Below are 19729 nucleotides of genomic sequence, written 5' to 3' on the forward strand. Positions count from 1 at the left end.
TTATAAAAAATAACGTTGGATATCGTTCCAAGTCACTAAGACCATAACGATTAATACAAATACTGCACCTATTGCAATAATAGTTGTTTCTGCTTTTTTATTTACAGGCTTTCTGAATATCGCTTCGTAAATGACAAATAGTATGCGACCACCGTCTAAAGCAGGTACAGGTAATAAATTCATTAATCCTAAGTTGACACTTAATAATGCCGTCCAAGAAATTAAGTTTATTATACCAGTTTTAACTACAGAATCGACTGAATGATAGATGCCAACAGGTCCATTCAACATATCAAAGGAGAAATTCCCTGTGAAAATACTAGCAATCATCCCTACAATTGCAGTGAAGATGATTTTTCCAGCTTCTAGTGTGCGGTCAAATCCTGAAACGATTGGTTTAAATAAAGTATGCTCTGTACTAGCTGTATAGCCAAATAAATATCTTGTTTGACTCTTATTTTTAGTAACTTTTTGCTCTACTTTTTTAGGTTTTATATCCATCGTATGGGTTTTACCATCACGTTCTACTGTGACTTTTGTTTTTTTGTCTTTATTCTGTTCAGTAATTTTATCGATATCACTTTTGCCTTCTATTTTTTTACCATCTAATTTCACAATTGTGTCACCAGATTTAAGTCCTGCTTGAGCCGCCGGAGAACCTTTCATTACTTCATCAACTGAATTCGTCGGTGTACCTTGATAATAAGCTAAACCGATAAATAAGACTAATGTAAGTAAGAAATTAAACAATGGTCCAGCAAATAACGTTAAGAATTTTTGATAAGGCTTTTTATATGTGAATTGTCTGTCTCTTGGTGCTATTTGAATTAAACTACCATTTTCTACAAAATATGATTTTTCTGCAATAGGGAAACGATGACGTTCATCATCATAGGCCGTCACACCTTCTACAAACAAGCCGTCTTTGAAATCACATTGTTTCACTTCCATAGCTTCAATTTGTTGGAATTTGTGTTGGTCATCTAAAATGATATGTGTAATTTCTTCTTTATCATTTAATTTAATTTTTACGTGCATTCCTGGTTGAACCGGTGGCTCTTCTAGGCCATCCCCTGCCATACGAACATAACCACCTACAGGTAATAGTCGTATTGTATATAATGTTTCATTTTTTCTAAAACTAAAAATTTTCGGTCCCATACCGATTGCGAATTCTGGACACATAATCCCTGCTCTTTTAGCAAAAAACATATGACCATATTCATGCACGGTTACGAGGACACCAAAGACGATTATAAAAGAAATGATTGTTACTAGAAAACTCAATTTGATACACCTCATATATTCTTAATAAATTAACTACGTTTAACTTTAAAAACTAGCGATTTCAAGTTTACTGTTCGCACTACAGATTACAAAATTATAACACAATAATGCTAACTGACACACGTAACTATTATATAACATTGTACTCGTTTTTTTACGTAAAAACATACTAGCTTATAATTTAGTTTTATTTAATTCCTCAGAGCTATGATTATGGATTAATATTCAACTAATTTAACTTAATACTATATTTCACGATAGCAAAATATAGTATTAAGTTAAATTCTTTAGATTTATTAAAGGAGTTAAGAATCATATTAACTGTATGCTTTGCGCAGTTACTCCAATTCATTAACTCCTTGTATATAATTTATAAAATTTTAAAAAGCAAATATGTTTAGCTTTGAATTAATAATATGTTCAATAAAGGCAATACAAACATAAAACTATCAAATCTATCTAAAATACCACCATGTCCCGGGAGGATTCTACCTGAATCTTTAACACCAAAATGACGTTTAAAACCAGATTCAACAAGATCTCCCAATTGTCCGAACATACTTAAAATGATTGTAACTATAATTAATAACCAAATAGCTATATTAAAATCAACAAATTGCAGCATTACAAGCGGTACAATAATACTACAAATTAATCCGCCAATAAAACCTTCTATCGTTTTATTAGGACTGATAACTGGCCATAACTTATGTTTGCCCATCAATCTACCAAAAATATAAGCCCCTGTATCAGTTAGCCACACAACTAAAAATGCAAATAATATAAAATGTAAGCCTTCTGAGCGAGTTTCATATAAATACATAAACCCAATACCCACGTATGCAATTGACATAAGGCAGAAAGCTGCATCCATAAAGCTAAATCTATTTTTAGATAGTACAGTATAGCTTAATAATATAAAACTCATAGCTATTAAAGATTTCAATTGGAAATTATTAACCCAGTCACCCGCCTCTTGAGGCAACATAATAATTAAAATACCTAATGCACTTATAATACCTGGTATCGATAAGAACTTAATCATATTCATATTAAGCAATTCTTTTAGAGCTATAAAAGCTAATAAATATGAAAATAGCATTAGAATAAAGCCGCCCTTTAGTAATACAGGGAGAAAAATGATAAGTGCTATGATTGCTGTTAAAGTTCTAACTTTCATACTAATCTCCTAACTATTTATAACCCACCAAAGCGACGTTGGCGTGATTGATAAATTTTAATACAATTTATTAATTCTTCCTTATTAAAGTCTGGCCATAATTTTTCGTTAAAAATAAATTCACTATACGATACTTGCCAGATAAGGAAATTACTAATTCTTTGTTCTCCTGAAGTTCTTATCAAAAGATCTGGGTCAGGATATGCATGAGTCATCAAATGCTCATCAATCATTTGTTCAGTGATTTCATCACTTGATAAACCTTTAGCAGTTAATTGGTCATAGATTTTTTTCACACTGTTTACAATTTCGGCACGTCCACCATAGTTCATAGCAAAGATTAATTTTAAGCCTGTATTATGTTTAGTATCTTCTTTCGCTTTAGCTATTGCTTTAAGTGTAGAATTTGGCAAATGTTCCAAAAAGCCAATTGTCTCTACTTTAACATTATTTTCTATCAATTCCGGTAGAAAAGTTTTTAAAAATGTACCTGGTAAGCTCATAATATAGTTAACTTCATTTTCCGGTCTTGACCAATTTTCTGTAGAGAATGCATATAATGTTAAGTATTTAATTCCTAGATCACTGGCTACTTTAGTGATGTTTTTAACGGTTTGTGTACCTTGGTAATGACCTTTAATTCTAGGCAATTTCCTTTGCTTCGCCCAACGACCATTACCATCCATTATGATTGCAACATGTTCAGGTATATTATGTAAATCCAATTCAAAATCGGATTGGTTAGGCTGATTTTTCTTCTTATTTAACTTTTTAAACATGGTATTTCCTCCGAGCGTGATCATCTATGTTTATTATAATAGGTTCTAAATGCAATTATCTACCATTTTATCATAATAGATAGGTGCATTGAATAAACAAATAAAAAAACTGTACCAAAGTCTGATTTGATACAGTTCAGATAAAATATGATAAACCTCTGATTCTTGAATTCCGCTGATTAAATCTAACAACAGAAGTGAAGCGAAGTCTTACCATTCATTACCATGTTTATACTGACATAATATCTTGTTCTTTTTCTTCTAACAATTTATCGATTTCTTTAATTGATTCGTCAGTGAGCTTTTGTACATCTGCTGTTTGTGATTTTAAATCATCTTCAGTGATGTCAGCATTTTTTTGTTGTTTTTTAAGTTCGTCATTAGCATCACGACGTACATTTCTAACAGCTACTTTAGCATCTTCGCCAATTTTCTTAACATCTTTCACTAAGTCTTTACGACGTTCCTCTGTTAAAGCAGGAATACTTATACGAATAACTTCGCCATCACTCGAAGGATTGACACCTAAGTTTGCAGCATTGATTGCTTTTTCAATGTTGCCTACAGATGATTTGTCATATGGCGCAATTACTAATAAACGTGCTTCTGGCACACTGATGCTTGCAAGTTGTTGTACAGGCGTAGGCGCACCATAATAGTCAACAGTTACACCGTTTAATAAATTTGAGTTAGCTCTACCTGCACTGATATTAGCTAATTCTCTAGAAAGATTATCTACAGATTTTTGCATTTTTGATTTCGTGTCATTTATAATGTCACTCATAGTCATACACCTCTAAATTATTTTGTAATTAACGTTCCTATTTTTTCACCCATAACAGCACGTTTAATATTGCCTTCTTCTGTTATCGAGAATACATTCAATGGAATATTATTATCCATACAGAATGATGAAGCCGTTGAATCCATGACTTGTAAACCTTCTTGTAACATTTGAATATGTGTTAAATGTTCATACTTAATTGCATTTTGATCTACTTTTGGATCGGCAGAGTATACACCGTCAACGTTATTTTTACCCATTAAGATAACATCAGCTTCAACTTCAGCTGCACGTAATGCTGCTGTAGTATCAGTAGAGAAGTAAGGGTTCCCTATACCAGCCGCAAATATTACAACACGTTTCTTTTCTAAATGTCTAATTGCACGGCGACGAATATATGGTTCCGCAACTTGTTTCATCTCAATTGATGTTAAGACGCGTGTATCGCACTCTAATTGTTCAAGGCTATCTTGTAATGCTAATGCATTCATAACCGTAGCTAACATACCCATGTAGTCAGCAGTACCACGATCCATGCCTAAGTCACTACCAGTTTTACCTCTCCAAATATTGCCTCCACCAACGATAACAGCAATTTCACAATCCATTTTTGCTACTTCAGCTACTTGTTTTGCAACACTTTTAATTATAATTGGGTTGATTCCAAACCCATCGTCACCTGCTAGTGCTTCGCCACTTAATTTTAATACAACACGTTCGTATTTAGAAGTTTGAGCCATTGTCTTATCCTCTCTATTGTAAAATATGTAATTATACAAGTAAAGAAGACACAATAGGTCTTCCAATACAAAAGTGAATCTTTCATACGGAGCACAAAAGGTGTCTTCTTTCTTGTTTTAACTATGAAAAATTATTTCATTTGTCCTTTAACTTCGTCAGCAAAGTTTTCTTCACGTTTTTCCATACCTTCGCCTACTTCATAACGTACGAAGTCAACAAGTTTACCACCTTTAGATTTTAAGAAAGCTTCAACTGTTTGATCAGGATCTTTTACAAAGTTTTGGTCAACCGCACAAATTTCTTGTAAATATTTACGTAAACGACCTTCTACCATTTTTTCAACAATTTTTTCTGGTTTACCTTCATTTAAAGCTTGTTGTTTTAATACTTCTCTTTCGTGATTAATTTCATCTTCACTTACTTGTTCAGATGAAACATATTTAGGGTTGATTGCAGCAATGTGCATAGCTACATCTTTAGCAGCTTCTTCTTCAGTTGAACCTTCAACTACAGTTAACACACCAATGCGTCCGCCCATGTGTAAGTATGCACCAAATGAATCGTTATCAGTTTTAGTTCTGATAGCAAAACGACGGATACTTAATTTTTCACCGATTGTAGAGATAGCTTCTTTAACACGTTGGTCAACTGATTTACCATCTGTTAATTCAGTTTCTAATAAAGCTTCTACAGATTCAGCTTTTGTATCCAATACTTGGATAGCAATTTCTTTCACTAATTGTTGGAATCCTTCGTTACGAGCTACGAAGTCAGTTTCTGAATTAATTTCTACAATTGCTGCTTCGTTCCCTCTTGCTTCAACGTGTACTAAACCTTCTGCCGCAATACGGTCAGATTTTTTAGCAGCTTTAGCAATACCTTTTTCACGTAGGAAGTCTACTGCTTTATCGATGTCACCATCAGTTTCTGTTAACGCTTTTTTACAATCCATCATGCCAGCGCCAGTTTTTTCACGTAATTCTTTTACAAGTTTAGCTGAAATTGCCATTTCATATTCCTCCATTATTTAATGAATTTTATTATATTTATTTTAAAAAAAGGTGATAAGCTTATATATCTTATCACCCATTTTACATTATTCTTAGTTTGATTCAACAGAAGTGTTTTCTTCAGTTGTTTCTGCTTCAGTAGCTTCAGTTGATTCGTTTAAATCAATGTTTTGTTCAGCTGCTACTTCTTCATTTGATACACCTTGTTGACCTTCTAAGATTGCATCTGCCATTTTACCAGTTAATAATTTAACTGCACGAATAGCATCATCGTTTGCAGGGATAACGTAATCAATTTCATCTGGATCACAGTTAGTGTCTACAATACCAACGATTGGGATGTGTAATTTACGTGCTTCAGCAATTGCGTTGCGCTCTTTACGAGGATCAACTACAAATAATGCTTGAGGCATAGATTTCATATCACGAATTCCGCCTAAGAATTTAATTAAACGGTCATATTCTTTTTTAAGTTCTACAACTTCTTTTTTAGGTAATACTTCGAATAAGCCATCTTCTTCCATTTTTTCAATTTCAGAGATACGTTTGATACGTTTAGAAATTGTTTTATAGTTAGTTAAGATTCCGCCTAACCATCTTTGGTTTACGTAAAATTGACCAGCACGTTCTGCTTCAGATTTAACTGAATCTTGTGCTTGTTTCTTAGTACCAACGAATAAAACTTTTCCGCCATCTTCTGATACTTGTTTAATGAAGTTATAAGCTTCTTCTACTTTTTTCACTGTTTTTTGTAAATCGATAATGTAAATACCGTTTCTTTCAGTGAAGATATATCTTTTCATTTTTGGGTTCCAACGGCGTGTTTGGTGACCGAAGTGAACACCTGCTTCTAGCAATTGTTTCATTGAAATTACTGCCATAATAAAATTCCTCCTATTGGTTTTTTACCTCCACAAAAAGCTCATATAAACACGACACAAAATATGTCGCACCCTTTATACTTTCACTTTTTATGTGTGTATTGGCTTCATAGCCGTCAATAAATATAACATATACATTATTATAAATCAATACTTTCAAACTACTATTTTAAACAATTAAGAGGCTCAAACGTCGTAATCCGTTTCAGCCTCTAAGTTAGTATTGTAGGTGATTTATTGAATCTAAATCCTCTAATAAAAATTTGATTTAGATTTGTATGATTAATAATCAAACAAATTATTTAATACGGTCTAATTCGTCCAAGAATTTTTCTTTTTTAACTTTGATGAAAGTACCTTTCATTCCAAGTGAACGTGATTCGATTACACCAGCACTTTCAAGTTTACGCAATGCATTAACAATTACTGAACGTGTGATACCAACTCGATCTGCTACTTTAGAAGCAATTAAAAGGCCTTCTTTACCGCCTAATTCTTCAAAAATGTGTTCAATCGCTTCACTTTCTGAATATGATAAGGAATTAATTGCCATACTAATCGCTGCTTTATCTCTAGCTTCTTTTTCTACTTCATTATGTTTCTCACGTAAAATTTCCATGCCAATTACTGTAGCTGCATATTCGCCTAACACTAAGTCATTTTCCGAGAAATCGTCAGTTACACGACCAAGTACTAATGTACCTAATCTTTCACCACCGCCTAAAATCGGGAAAATCGTTGTCTTGCTTTCACCAAATAAATCTTTATTTTCTGGTGGGAACACAGTTAACACATTGTCAATGTTGATATTAGATTCAGTTTCTTTAACATCCATCAACTTATCGGTATATTCAACAGGTATATGTCTGTTTTCTAACATTTGGATAATACGTTCGTTTTTTAATAGTTCATTTAAACTTGATCCTAAAATTTTACCTTTTCTTGAAACTATAAATACATTAGTAACCGTTACACTACTGATCGTTTGTGCTACATCTTTAAAATCTACAGCAATACCTTTATGTTTTTGTAAAAGCGTATTTAATTCTCTAGTTTTCGATAATAAGCTCATATTCCTTCTCCTTTTTCATTTATATTATAAAATAAATGCACTTAAATCTTTATTTGTTGAAATTGTTTTCAACTTATCGTCTACATATTGTGGTGTGATATCTACAACCGCATTCGGCATACTTGGTGCTTCAAAGGATAAATCTTCCAGCATTTTTTCAAGTATAGTATGCAATCGACGCGCGCCGATGTTATCAGTATCTTGATTCACCTGGAATGCTATCTCTGCCAATCGTTTGATTGCATCGTCGGTAAAATTGACTGTTACTTTCTCCGTATCAAGTAATGCTTCATATTGTTTAATAAGTGATAGTTTAGGTTCAGTCAAGATTCTAACGAAATCTCCTACCGATAGACTTTCTAATTCAACACGAATTGGAAAACGACCTTGTAACTCTGGAATTAAATCACTTGGTTTAGACACGTGGAATGCTCCTGCACCAATAAATAGCATATGTTCAGTATTAACAGTACCATATTTCGTTTGAACCATGCTACCTTCAAGAATTGGTAAAATATCTCTTTGAACACCCTGGCGTGATACATCTTGACCTGAGCTTTGACTATTTGTCGCTACTTTATCTATTTCATCGATAAAAATAATTCCCATTTGTTCCGCTAATTCAATCGCTTCTTGATTTGCAGTCTCTTGATCGATTAACTCGTCAGCAAATTCATCCGTCAATATCTTGCGAGCTGTTTTAACAGGTACTTCTCGTTCAACTTTTTTCTTCGGCATTAATTGGTTCATCATATCCTGCATCTGTTGATTTTGATTCGTACCTAACATTCCCATCGCAGCAGGATCTTGCTCAACCTTTAACCTTACTTTTTCTTCTTCTAACTTACCATCTAATAGTTGCTGTTTGATTTCTGAACGTTTTGTTTTCACTTCTTCAGTAGGTGCTTCTTCCTCTTCGTCATTATTTTGACCGAAATTAGGCATTGAACCTCCGAAAAGTGATTCTAATGGATTAGCGTTATTGTTTGTTGCTGCCTTTTTCTTCATGCTCGGCACTAATAATTTAACTAACTTTTCATTAGCTTTATTTTGTGCCTCATCATGTACTAATGTTTTTTTCTGTTCTTTTACTAATCTTACCGCAATATCAACGAGATCACGTACCATACTTTCTACGTCTCGACCTACATAACCAACTTCTGTAAACTTCGTAGCTTCTACCTTGATAAAAGGTGCGCCCACTACTTTCGCCATGCGTCTAGCGATTTCTGTTTTCCCTACACCAGTTGGTCCAATCATCAATATGTTCTTTGGGGCAACCTCTTGCTTTTCTTCTTCAGTCAAAAGGCTTCTTCTATATCGATTTCTTAAAGCAATCGCAACTTTTCGTTTTGCATCATCTTGTCCGACTATATATTCATTAAGTTTTGTAACAATATCTTTAGGTGTTAATTTGATACCATTCGTCTCCATTAGACAAGTTACCTCCGTTATAATCATTTTTTATCTCTGTAACATATTAATAGCAATTTATGGGAAATTCTACTATTTAAACTATATCCTAATGATAAACATTTATACATTGCAATCATATTTTTATTATTTACAATTCTTCCACGATGATTTGATCATTTGTAAATACACAGATATCTGAAGCAACTTTCAAACTTTCATATGCCATTTCACTCGCTGTTAAATGTGTTGCGTTACTCTTTAGTGCTCTACCTGCACTTAATGCATAGTTGCCGCCAGAGCCTATAGCGATCAAATTATCATCTGGAGCTATAACTTCACCAGTACCACTAACTACAAGTATTGAAGTTTCATCCATAACTATGAGCATAGCTTCTAATTGTCTAAGTTGTTTATCGCCACGCCATTCTTGCGCCAATTCAACCGCAGCTCTTTCTAGATTACCGCTAAATTGTTGTAATTTAGTTTCAAACTTTTCAAATAAGGTGAATGCATCAGCCACACTTCCAGCAAAACCTGCCAAAACTTTATCATTATATAAGCGTCTTACTTTTCTAGCTGTTTGTTTCATAATGACTTGCTCTCCAAGAGTAACTTGACCATCGCCAGCCATTGCTGAGTGACCATTATGTTGTACTGCAAATATAGTTGTTGCATGGATAGATGTACTCATAAACTAATTCTCCTTTTTTGCACGTGGGTGTGCATTTAAATAAACTTTTCTTAACTGCTCATTTGTCACATGTGTATACCGCCCTGTTGTAGACAAATTGACATGCCCCAACAACGATTGTACTGTACGCAAATCAGCGCCTTGATTTAACATATGTGTTGCAAACGTGTGCCTCAATTTGTGAGGATGAATTTCTGTCACGCCTGCAGTACGTTTTACTACATCATTTAATACATAACGTATACCACGTTCTGTAATTGGTTCTCCATTCATGTTGACTAATAAGTATACATGGTCGCTATTTGCTTTGGGTTTAAATTGTGTTAAGTACCGTTCAATACTTTGCTTACAAAATTCGCCAAAAGGTATAAACCGTTCTTTGCCACCCTTCCCCAAAACTTTAACTCCTGGTGAATACATATCTACATCTTGTTCTTTTATATTAATCAATTCAGAAACCCTAATTCCAGTTGCGTAAAGTAATTCTAAGATCACTCTATCTCTCAACCCTTTTTTAGCATCACCTTCAACAGTATCAAATAAGGCTTCCATTTCTTCTTCATAAAAAAAGTGAGGTAAATATTGTTCTTTCTTAGGATGTACTAATTGTATAAATGGATTAACTACTTGTTCATCTTGTGTCATCCAGTATTCGTAAAAACTTCTCAGCGTAGAAATTTTACGAGAAACAGATGTTCTTTTCAAGTTTTTTGAATATAAGTAACTTAAATAATTCCTAGCATCTTTGTATTCGAATGTTGCTAATTCAAGATGTTCCTGTGATAAGAAATCATTAAACTGGTCTAAATCATCGTGATATGATTTCAATGTATGCTCTGAAAAATGTTTCTCCACTTTCAACATATATAAATATACTTGCTGGATTTTTTCCATTAAAAACCCCTCCATCAATATGAATTGTAGCATATTGAAAGAGGAGTCTGCGAAAAAAAAGTATTAAATTGAGTAAAACTTTCAAAATTTTCGAATTTGTTTGTTAAATACGATATTTTATAGTGTTTTTTTATAGTTATCTAAATAATCTAATGCGCGATTTGCTAACGTTTCATAACGTAACTTTTTGTCTTTAATTCTATTTTCCAAAGTAGGTAAAAGCCCAAAGTTAGCATTCATAGGCTGGAAGTTCTTTTCATTTTTAGCATGTGAAATATAATATGCCATACTTCCGATCATTGTTTCTCTAGGGAAAACGACCTCACCTTTGTTTTGAATTTTATGTGCAACATTTATACCAGCAACAAGCCCACTCGCTGCACTTTCTACATAGCCTTCAACACCTGTCATTTGACCTGCAAAATATAGTTCTTCTCTACCTTTTAGTTCATACGTTTCTGTTAAAACATCAGGAGAATTAATGAAGGTATTACGATGCATCACGCCATATCTTACAATTTCAACATTCTCTAAGCCTGGTATAAGGCGAATGACGTCTTTTTGTGCACCCCATTTTAAATGTGTTTGGAATCCAACAATATTATATAACGTACCTGCTGCATCATCTTGACGCAATTGAACAACAGCATATGGTCTTTTCCCAGTTTTAGGATCTTCAAGTCCTACTGGCTTCATAGGACCAAATAGTAAAGTCTTTCTACCGCGTTCAGCCATAACTTCAAACGGCATACAACCTTCAAAGTATTTTTCTTTTTCAAATTCATTGACTGGAGCAACTTCTGCTTCCATTAAAGCGTCATAAAATGTATTAAACTCTTCTTCAGTCATAGGACAATTTAAATAGGCAGCTTCACCTTTATCATAACGTGATTTTAGATATGCTTTTTCTAAATCTATACTATCTTTTTCAACTATTGGAGCTGCCGCATCATAGAAATATAATTGATCCTTACCAGTGGCTTCAACAATTTCATTTGCCAATTTATCTGTTGTTAAAGGTCCAGTAGCAATAATAGTATAACCTTCTGGTATGCTATTAATTTCTTCATTTAATACAGTTATATTTGGATGTTCTTTTAATGTTTCTGTGACATAACCTGCAAAATCATGGCGATCAACCGCTAAAGCACCTCCAGCTGGTACCCTTGCTTTATCTGCAGCACTGATAATTAATGAATCCAAACGTCTCATTTCTTCTTTAAGTACACCTACTGCATTTGTTAACGCATTTCCTCTTAACGAGTTAGAACATACTAATTCAGCAAACTTATCCGTGTGATGCGCAGGCGTTTGCTTAACCGGCCTCATTTCAATAAGATTGACTTTTACACCTCGTTGCGCTAATTGATATGCAGCTTCTGATCCAGCAAGCCCAGCACCTACAACGTTTACTACTTGGGTCATTTATTTACCTCCTACTTATAAAATAGCAACTTAGACATTCTAACATATTTATAAATATATCATTCAAATTATAAATATTTGTCGTAAGCTGCTACTATCATTCATATATAATTATTTAAAACAATAATCGATATTTCATTATTTATTTCTGCTCTTCTTCTTTGTAATCACAGTTAGAACATACAACTTGGCTCTTACGTCCTTGTTTTTTCTCAACAAGATATTGTTCACATTTCGGACAGTCTCGACCTATTGGTTTATCCCATGTAACGAAATCACATTCTGGATATTTTGAACAACCATAGAACACACGATTTTTCTTCGACTTACGTTCTACTACGTCGCCCTCTTTACATTTTGGACAAGTTACGCCGATTGTTTTAACAATGGCTTTTGTATTGCGGCAATCGGGGAAATTTGAGCACGCCATAAATTTACCATAACGTCCCATTTTAATGACCATTGGCGAACCACATACTTCACAGTCTTCACCAGCTGGTTCATCTTTGATTTCAATTTTTTCCATTTCCTCTTCAGCACGCTCAACATCTTGACTGAAACTACTGTAAAAGTCTCTTATTACCTTTTTCCATGGAATTTCACCATCAGCCACTTTATCAAGTAACGTTTCCATATTTACAGTAAAATCAACATCTATGATTTCTGGGAAGTAATCTTTTACTTGTTCGTGTACAATTTCGCCTAACTCTGTTGGTACAAAACGTTTACTTTCATTTTTTACATAATTTCTTTTTTGTATTGTATCAATAGTTGGTGCATACGTAGAAGGTCTCCCAATCTTTAACTCTTCCATCGTTTTAACTAGACGAGCTTCAGTATAACGTGGTGGTGGCTGAGTGAAATGTTGTGATGGTTCAATATTTGTAGCTGTAACCATTTCACCTTCTTCAATATTAGGTAATTTATTATCTTTACCCTCGTCGCTATCATCTTTAGCTTCAACATATAATGTCATAAAACCTTTGAATTTGATCGTTTGGCCATTTGCACGGAATTTTATATCATTTTGCGTTATATCCATGGCAACCGTATCTAATATTGCCGGTGCCATTTGACTAGCTACAAAACGCTCCCAAATTAGTTTATATAATCTATGTTGATCTCTAGTTAAAAATGCTTTCATTTCATTTGGCGTACGTAAAGTACTTGAAGGTCTGACTGCTTCGTGAGCATCTTGAGCTCCTTGACCTTTTGCTTTGCGACCTGATGTATAATTTTGACCATACGTCTCTTCAATATAGTTTTTAGCTTCTGCCTTAGCTTGATCAGATATTCTCGTTGAATCAGTACGCATATAGGTAATTAAACCAACAGTGCCTTGTTTTTTCAAGTCAATACCTTCATATAATTGTTGTGCTAACATCATTGTTTTACGCGCTTTAAAGTTTAACTTACGCGCAGCTTCTTGTTGTAGCGTTGAAGTTGTAAAAGGATTTGCAGGGTAACGTGTTTTTTCTTTCTTCGTTACTTTCGTTACTTCAAATTGATCTCCGTCCAACTGTGTCGTTACTTTTTCAACATCATCTTTGTTTGTTAACTTATATGGTTTGTTTTTTAAATGTAAAAATTTAGCTGTAAATTTAGACTTTTTATATCTAAATTCGCCCTCAATTTTCCAATATTCTTCTGGTTTGAAGTTTCTTATTTCATTTTCTCGATCAATGACAAGTCTCAGTGCCACTGATTGTACACGACCGGCCGATAACCCTTTTTTTACTTTTTTCCAAAGTACTGGTGAAATATTATAACCTACTAAACGATCTAATATACGACGTGCTTGTTGTGCATCAACAAGTTCCATCTCTATACCTCTTGGATGTTTGAAGCTATCTTTCACAGCATCTTTTGTTATTTCATTAAATACTACTCTATTTTCTTTTGAATCTTCTAAATTTAATATATTTGCTAAATGCCAAGCAATAGCTTCACCTTCACGGTCCGGGTCACTCGCTAGGAAAACTTTTTTGGCTTTCTTAGCATGTTTCTTTAATTCTTTAACTACTGGCCCCTTGCCGCGTATTGTAATATATTTGGGTTCATAATCATTTTCTGCATCTACGCCCATTTGACTACGAGGCAAATCTCGAACATGGCCCATCGATGCGATAACTTTGTATTTTTTCCCTAAATATTTTTCAATAGTTTTAGCTTTTGCAGGCGATTCAACTATGACTAAATTTTCTGCCAAAGTAGTTACCCCCTTGCATTTTCTAATTACAAAGATAAATGATAAACGGTGTATTTTGTTTTTGTCAATCTTTTTAATTCTTAATGTGTATTAAATCAACGTATAATTGTGGTTAAAATTCATCATTGTCATTGTTTTTACATATATTTTCTACAAAACTATATTTCTAGCTATTTAACGTGTCATATACCATTGTTTTATAATGACTGACTGTAATCTTCTAAAATATCGTACGCCTTCAACACAATCTTTGCGCCTTCTTGTGCGCTAACTAAATTTCCTTGGGTCATAGGATTATAAATAGATCCAGGTAATACATATACTTCCCTATTTTGATCCAACGCGCAATCTTTCGTTATATTTGTCCCACTTCTCACAGTGGATTCTGTGATAAAAACTCCCCTAGAAAGTCCACTAATAAGTCTATTTCGTTCGGGGAAATGATATTTTCGAGGCCTTTCTGTTGGTACATACTCACTAATCACTATACCTTTAGACTCAATTTGTGTTCGAATAGCATAAGTTTCTTTAGGGTAGTGATGTTTATGGCCAAATCCCAATACAGCAATCGCTCCCATATTATGTTTAAGCGTTTGTGCGTGAGCTATTCTATCAGCACCTTTTGCCAAACCAGACACGATAATTAAATTCTCATTTTTAAAATTAGGGAAAAAAGTTTCTAATGTTCTTCGAGTATAATTAGTAGCTTGTCTCGAACCAATAATAGCAAGTGTTCGCGTAGATTGCATTAAAGAAAGGTCACCTTTATAGAAAAGGATAAATGGCGGATCATGTATTTCACGTAATAATTTAGGATAAGCATCGGATTCAATAGCCACATAACTAATATGCCATTGTTTTAGCAGTTTGAAAATATAGTCACACTCTAAATTTAAAAAATTGTCATAAATGATGCTTTTTCTATTTATTGCTGACTTTGATAAAAAAGCTTTAAGGGTATGTTTTTGCTCTAATTCATGATCATATGCAAATGATGGTGAAAATTCAAATAGTTGGTGCAAATGACGTGTAGTTAAACCTGCAAATCTCAGTTTCAAATACAGCTGTTCTTTCATGTATCGCTCTCCTTTATATGTACATTATAAAGGAATTTCTATTGAACTTATTTTACATTATGAAATCATTTTTTTATGAAATTTAATATAACTTTAAAGAGTAATTTCTGCTATTAAAACGTGTTAGCCTTAATGAATCGAAAGACATTATTGTTCTTAGTAATATGACGTATGCAAAAAATGTTAGATCTCTAACAATAAAATTGAACATAACTTCTAATGATAGAAAATCCCACTATTAATATGGTAGGAACTCAACCTAAAAAAGCACAAACTCCGACATATTATCGGAATTTGTGCGTGTTATAAGACAAACAATTACTTAACAGTTAATAATTGTTCGTATATGCCTGCTTCTTTTGCTGCATCAATCAATGTAGTACCAATTTCAGAAGGTGTATCTGCAGTTTTCACACCACAACTATTAAGTGTTTTAATTTTTTCTGCTGCAGTACCTTTACCACCTGAAATGATAGCGCCAGCATGACCCATACGCTTACCTGGAGGCGCTGTTTGTCCTCCAACGAAACCTACGACAGGTTTAGTCATATTAGCTTTAATCCACTCTGCAGCTTCTTCTTCTGCAGTACCACCGATTTCACCAATCATAACAACTGCTTTAGTTTCTTCATCTTCATTAAATGCTTTTAATACATCAATAAAGTTTGTACCGTTAACTGGGTCTCCGCCAATTCCTACGGCAGTAGTTTGACCAATACCCTCTTCAGTTAATTGATGAACTGCTTCATAAGTTAATGTACCTGAACGTGAAACTACGCCTACATGACCTTTTTTATGGATATAACCTGGCATAATTCCGATTTTACATTCATCAGCAGTGATTACACCTGGACAGTTCGGACCAACAACACGTGTTTTCTTACCTTCTGAGTAACGTTTAACTTTAACCATATCAACTACTGGAATGTGTTCTGTAATACAGATTGCTAAATCTAACTCAGCCTCAATACATTCTAGAATTGCATCTGCAGCGAATGGCGCAGGTACGTAGATTACTGAAACTGTAGCACCTGTTTCTTCTTGTGCTTCTTCAACTGTATTGAATACTGGAACGCCTTCAACAACTTGTCCGCCTTTACCTGGAGTGACCCCAGCAACAATTTGTGTACCATATTCAAGCATTTGTTTTGTATGGAAAAGGGCAGTTGACCCTGTGATACCTTGTACAATTACTTTTGTATTCTTATCAATAAATACGCTCATCTTCGTGCTCCCATCCTTTCCTTATGCTTCTTTAACAAGTTTTACGATTTTTTGTGCGCCTTCAGCCATTGTAGCTGCTGGTTCAATTGCTAATCCAGATTCTTTAAGGATTTCCTTACCTTTTTCAACGTTTGTACCTTCTAAACGTACAACAAGTGGTAGTGTAAGTTCTACTTCTTTAACCGCGGCAACTATACCTTCTGCAATGATGTCACATTTCATAATGCCACCAAAGATATTTACAAAGATACCTTTAACTTGCTCGTCACCTAAAATAATTTTAAATGCTTCAGTAACTTTTTCTTTAGTTGCGCCGCCCCCTACGTCAAGGAAGTTAGCCGGATTTCCGCCGAAGTGATTAATTGTATCCATAGTAGCCATCGCTAAACCAGCACCATTTACCATACAACCGATATCTCCATCTAATGCAATATATGATAAATCATATTTAGATGCTTCGATTTCTTTTGGATCTTCTTCTTCTAAGTCACGTAATTCTTGAATATCTTTATGTTTAAACAATGCATTATCATCAAAGTTAACTTTTGCATCTAAAGCTAATACTTCACCTTCACCTGTAGTTACAAGTGGGTTGATTTCAACGATAGAACAATCTTTTTCGATGAACACATTATATAATGATACTAAAAATTTAGCCGCTTTATTAATCGATTCTTTTGGAATATTAATGTTGAATGCGATTCTTCTAGCTTGATATGGTGCTAACCCAACAACAGGATCAATTGTTTCTTTGAATATTTTTTCAGGTGTTTCAGCAGCTACTTCTTCAATTTCAGTACCGCCTTCCTCTGAAGCCATTAAAGTAACTCTGTCTGTTGCACGATCAATTACAAAACCAACATAATATTCTTTTTGAATATCGCAGCCTTCTTCTATGTAAAGGCGTTTAACTTCCTTACCTTCAGGCCCAGTTTGATGTGTAACAAGCGTCTTACCTAATAATTCATTTGCATAGGTTTCTACTTCGGATAGTGATTTTGCAATTTTCACACCGCCAGCTTTACCTCTACCCCCTGCATGAATCTGTGCTTTTACCACATAAACTTTTGAATCTAGTTCTTTTGCCTTTTCAACCGCTTCCTCAGCAGTATATGCTACGCGTCCTTCTGGGACAGCAACGCCCATAGAACGAAATATTGCTTTACCTTGATACTCGTGGATATTCATTCTCCATCCTCCTGTTTCTTAGGTTAAGTTCATATTCAATTATAAGAAATGAAAGCGCTATTGTAAACTCATTTATTCTAGTTATTTCAATTATTTCATTTTAACTATTAATTTGTGAGCGATTTAATTGGCTCAAACGTTTTCCTGTGTTCAGGTAGAATACCAAACTGTTTAATGCCGTCTAAGTGTTGTTGGGTACCATAACCAGCATTTTTTTCAAAACCGTACCCAGGATATTTCTCAGCTAATTCACGCATATATTTATCTCTATGCTCTTTAGCTAACACGCTTGCAGCCGCAATAGATACACTCCTAGCGTCACCTTTAATTAATGATGTTTGCGGGATATCTATATCTAACGTCATCGCATCGACAAGTAAGTGTGTGGGACGAACTGGTAATGCTGCAATCGCTCTTAACATTGCTACTTTTGTAGCCTCATAAATATTTAATCGATCTATCTCTTCCACTGATGCATACCCGTAAGCATACGCAAAAACATCATTTAGTAAATGTTTTTCTATACTTTGCCTTTGCTTTGCAGATAATTTTTTCGAGTCATTTAATCCCGCAAAATGATGATTCTCATTTAAAATGACTGCACATGTTACAACCGGCCCTGCTAACGGACCACGCCCAACTTCATCGATGCCGCAAATAATCGCATCGCTATCTTGCGCTAACAAAGCGGCTTCAAACTCTGACATTTCTTCATATTTTTTTAACAATAATGCTTCTTTTTCTAATTGTTTCCGTCTTTGTGCAATAGCATTTTGCACACCTTTACGTTCATCTTCAACAAATATGTGCGCATTAAGATCTTCTATAGATTGTATTGTTTGTAATATTGTTTTCACTTCTTGAATCGTTTGTTTCATATTAGGCTACACGTCCATTTCATTGATGATATCAAACGTGTACGTGCCAACCTTGGCATTCCTAACTTCGTGAATAATCAAATCAATTACCGCTTCATAATCTATTTCGTTACCTCGACGCAACAACCCACGTCTACGTCCGATTGCATCAAACCACTCGATATTCTCAGCATCTACTGCAACATCAATTTTATAGTGTTGTTTTAAACCTTCGTAGTCATGTACCTTCATGAAATCCAAAGCATAAATAGCTACTTCATCTAAATGGACAATACTATCTTTAATTGCCCCAGTAACACTTAGTTTCTTCCCAACGAGTTGATCTTCGAATTTCGGCCATAAAATCCCAGGCGTATCTAGCAATTGTAGTGAATTCCCTACTTTTATCCACTGTTGCTGTTTGGTTACACCTGGCGTATTGCCTGTTTTAGCTATAGATTTATTAGCTAATTTATTGATTAATGTTGATTTCCCTACATTAGGTATACCGACAATCATCGCTCTAATCGCTCTAGGCTTTAGGCCCTTTTGCTTCTCTCTTTCGAATTTTTCTTTGGTAGCTTTAATGGCCATCTGTTCTACTTGCTTCAGTCCTTTGCCATGTTTTGCGTCAATTGACACAGGGTAATAACCTTTATCTCTAAAAAATGATTCCCACTTTTCTAATTCTTTTAAATTTGCCATATCTTTCTTATTTAAAATGACTACGCGTGGTTTTTGTTGTATCACTTCATCAATCATAGGATTTCTAGAACTGTACGGAATTCTAGCATCAACTAATTCAAATACGACATCTACTTTTTTTAATTGTTCTGATACTTCTCTTTTTGCTTTAGCCATGTGGCCTGGATACCATTGTATTACCATATCTATATCACCTTTCTATTTTTGCGATTTTCAGATTTTTTATTAAATTAAATATATAATTATAGTTGCACGTTGCTTTGACTTTAAAATCATAACACGCTACATAGTGCTTGATAAACAAAATAAC

Annotated in this window: 18 protein-coding genes; all 18 read right to left on the bottom strand. The window is 34.2% G+C overall.

The annotated features are described in order from the left end of the window. The 18 genes from rseP to ylqF all read right to left on the bottom strand — a co-directional run bounded on the left by rseP (position 1) and on the right by ylqF (position 19602). Positions 1-1287 carry an RIP metalloprotease RseP gene (rseP, locus tag ACM591_RS09425; RefSeq protein ID WP_029377468.1) on the bottom strand — a complete coding sequence of 429 codons (1287 nt, stop codon included), beginning with the start codon at positions 1285-1287 and terminating at the stop codon, positions 1-3. Positions 1288-1684: 397 nt separating this feature from the next. Further along, positions 1685-2467: a phosphatidate cytidylyltransferase gene (locus ACM591_RS09430; RefSeq protein WP_029377469.1), complete on the bottom strand. Its 783-nt coding sequence runs from the start codon at positions 2465-2467 to the stop codon at positions 1685-1687. A 17-nt stretch (positions 2468-2484) separates the two neighbouring features. Then, positions 2485-3246 (bottom strand): isoprenyl transferase, encoded by a 762-nt coding sequence (locus tag ACM591_RS09435; RefSeq protein WP_029377470.1) that lies wholly within the window; start codon positions 3244-3246, stop codon positions 2485-2487. Between the two features lie 229 nt (positions 3247-3475). Continuing rightward, positions 3476-4030, bottom strand: a complete 555-nt coding sequence (gene frr / locus ACM591_RS09440; RefSeq protein WP_038678378.1) for a ribosome recycling factor — start codon at positions 4028-4030, stop codon at positions 3476-3478. Positions 4031-4047: 17 nt separating this feature from the next. Beyond that, entirely contained in the window at positions 4048-4770 is a 723-nt protein-coding gene (pyrH, locus tag ACM591_RS09445; protein ID WP_017724293.1) for a UMP kinase, read from the bottom strand. Between the two features lie 131 nt (positions 4771-4901). After that, complete coding sequence (gene tsf / locus ACM591_RS09450) at positions 4902-5780, bottom strand: translation elongation factor Ts (RefSeq protein ID WP_029377472.1); 879 nt, start codon at positions 5778-5780, stop codon at positions 4902-4904. A gap of 93 nt (positions 5781-5873) precedes the next feature. After that, positions 5874-6662: a 30S ribosomal protein S2 gene (gene rpsB / locus ACM591_RS09455; protein WP_017724291.1), complete on the bottom strand. Its 789-nt coding sequence runs from the start codon at positions 6660-6662 to the stop codon at positions 5874-5876. A 298-nt stretch (positions 6663-6960) separates the two neighbouring features. Beyond that, positions 6961-7734, bottom strand: a complete 774-nt coding sequence (gene codY, locus ACM591_RS09460; RefSeq protein WP_029377473.1) for a GTP-sensing pleiotropic transcriptional regulator CodY — start codon at positions 7732-7734, stop codon at positions 6961-6963. Between the two features lie 24 nt (positions 7735-7758). Continuing rightward, positions 7759-9168: an ATP-dependent protease ATPase subunit HslU gene (gene hslU, locus ACM591_RS09465; protein WP_029377474.1), complete on the bottom strand. Its 1410-nt coding sequence runs from the start codon at positions 9166-9168 to the stop codon at positions 7759-7761. 130 nt (positions 9169-9298) lie between these two features. Continuing rightward, positions 9299-9841, bottom strand: coding sequence for an ATP-dependent protease subunit HslV (hslV, locus tag ACM591_RS09470; RefSeq protein WP_017724288.1), 543 nt, complete (start codon positions 9839-9841; stop codon positions 9299-9301). A 3-nt stretch (positions 9842-9844) separates the two neighbouring features. After that, a complete protein-coding gene (xerC, locus tag ACM591_RS09475) occupies positions 9845-10735 on the bottom strand; it encodes a tyrosine recombinase XerC (RefSeq protein WP_326026841.1) in 891 nt (296 codons plus the stop codon). Positions 10736-10852: 117 nt separating this feature from the next. Beyond that, positions 10853-12160: an FADH(2)-oxidizing methylenetetrahydrofolate--tRNA-(uracil(54)-C(5))-methyltransferase TrmFO gene (gene trmFO, locus ACM591_RS09480; RefSeq protein ID WP_029377476.1), complete on the bottom strand. Its 1308-nt coding sequence runs from the start codon at positions 12158-12160 to the stop codon at positions 10853-10855. Between the two features lie 142 nt (positions 12161-12302). Next, positions 12303-14369: a type I DNA topoisomerase gene (gene topA / locus ACM591_RS09485; protein ID WP_029377477.1), complete on the bottom strand. Its 2067-nt coding sequence runs from the start codon at positions 14367-14369 to the stop codon at positions 12303-12305. A 197-nt stretch (positions 14370-14566) separates the two neighbouring features. After that, entirely contained in the window at positions 14567-15445 is an 879-nt protein-coding gene (dprA, locus tag ACM591_RS09490) for a DNA-processing protein DprA (protein WP_029377478.1), read from the bottom strand. 318 nt (positions 15446-15763) lie between these two features. Beyond that, positions 15764-16669, bottom strand: coding sequence for a succinate--CoA ligase subunit alpha (gene sucD, locus ACM591_RS09495; protein WP_029377479.1), 906 nt, complete (start codon positions 16667-16669; stop codon positions 15764-15766). Positions 16670-16690: 21 nt separating this feature from the next. Beyond that, positions 16691-17857 carry an ADP-forming succinate--CoA ligase subunit beta gene (gene sucC, locus ACM591_RS09500; protein ID WP_017724282.1) on the bottom strand — a complete coding sequence of 389 codons (1167 nt, stop codon included), beginning with the start codon at positions 17855-17857 and terminating at the stop codon, positions 16691-16693. Positions 17858-17964: 107 nt separating this feature from the next. Then, positions 17965-18735 carry a ribonuclease HII gene (locus ACM591_RS09505; RefSeq protein WP_029377480.1) on the bottom strand — a complete coding sequence of 257 codons (771 nt, stop codon included), beginning with the start codon at positions 18733-18735 and terminating at the stop codon, positions 17965-17967. Between the two features lie 6 nt (positions 18736-18741). Continuing rightward, positions 18742-19602, bottom strand: coding sequence for a ribosome biogenesis GTPase YlqF (ylqF, locus tag ACM591_RS09510; RefSeq protein ID WP_058625820.1), 861 nt, complete (start codon positions 19600-19602; stop codon positions 18742-18744). Positions 19603-19729: the final 127 nt, after the last annotated feature.

Origin of the sequence: Staphylococcus sp. Ze2, from assembly GCF_048568365.1 — a bacterium.
Taxonomy (GTDB): domain Bacteria; phylum Bacillota; class Bacilli; order Staphylococcales; family Staphylococcaceae; genus Staphylococcus; species Staphylococcus xylosus.

Excerpts from the sequence above, each read along its gene's own strand:
- dprA (WP_029377478.1), bottom strand. The coding sequence starts at position 15,445 with ATGAAAGAACAGCTGTATTTGAAACTGAGATTTGCAGGTTTAACTACA.
- codY (WP_029377473.1), bottom strand. The coding sequence starts at position 7,734 with ATGAGCTTATTATCGAAAACTAGAGAATTAAATACGCTTTTACAAAAA.
- rpsB (WP_017724291.1), bottom strand. The coding sequence starts at position 6,662 with ATGGCAGTAATTTCAATGAAACAATTGCTAGAAGCAGGTGTTCACTTC.
- sucD (WP_029377479.1), bottom strand. The coding sequence starts at position 16,669 with ATGAGCGTATTTATTGATAAGAATACAAAAGTAATTGTACAAGGTATC.
- ACM591_RS09435 (WP_029377470.1), bottom strand. The coding sequence starts at position 3,246 with ATGTTTAAAAAGTTAAATAAGAAGAAAAATCAGCCTAACCAATCCGAT.
- ylqF (WP_058625820.1), bottom strand. The coding sequence starts at position 19,602 with ATGGTAATACAATGGTATCCAGGCCACATGGCTAAAGCAAAAAGAGAA.
- trmFO (WP_029377476.1), bottom strand. The coding sequence starts at position 12,160 with ATGACCCAAGTAGTAAACGTTGTAGGTGCTGGGCTTGCTGGATCAGAA.
- pyrH (WP_017724293.1), bottom strand. The coding sequence starts at position 4,770 with ATGGCTCAAACTTCTAAATACGAACGTGTTGTATTAAAATTAAGTGGC.
- tsf (WP_029377472.1), bottom strand. The coding sequence starts at position 5,780 with ATGGCAATTTCAGCTAAACTTGTAAAAGAATTACGTGAAAAAACTGGC.
- frr (WP_038678378.1), bottom strand. The coding sequence starts at position 4,030 with ATGAGTGACATTATAAATGACACGAAATCAAAAATGCAAAAATCTGTA.
- xerC (WP_326026841.1), bottom strand. The coding sequence starts at position 10,735 with ATGGAAAAAATCCAGCAAGTATATTTATATATGTTGAAAGTGGAGAAA.
- hslU (WP_029377474.1), bottom strand. The coding sequence starts at position 9,168 with ATGGAGACGAATGGTATCAAATTAACACCTAAAGATATTGTTACAAAA.
- sucC (WP_017724282.1), bottom strand. The coding sequence starts at position 17,857 with ATGAATATCCACGAGTATCAAGGTAAAGCAATATTTCGTTCTATGGGC.
- hslV (WP_017724288.1), bottom strand. The coding sequence starts at position 9,841 with ATGAGTACATCTATCCATGCAACAACTATATTTGCAGTACAACATAAT.
- ACM591_RS09505 (WP_029377480.1), bottom strand. The coding sequence starts at position 18,735 with ATGAAACAAACGATTCAAGAAGTGAAAACAATATTACAAACAATACAA.
- ACM591_RS09430 (WP_029377469.1), bottom strand. The coding sequence starts at position 2,467 with ATGAAAGTTAGAACTTTAACAGCAATCATAGCACTTATCATTTTTCTC.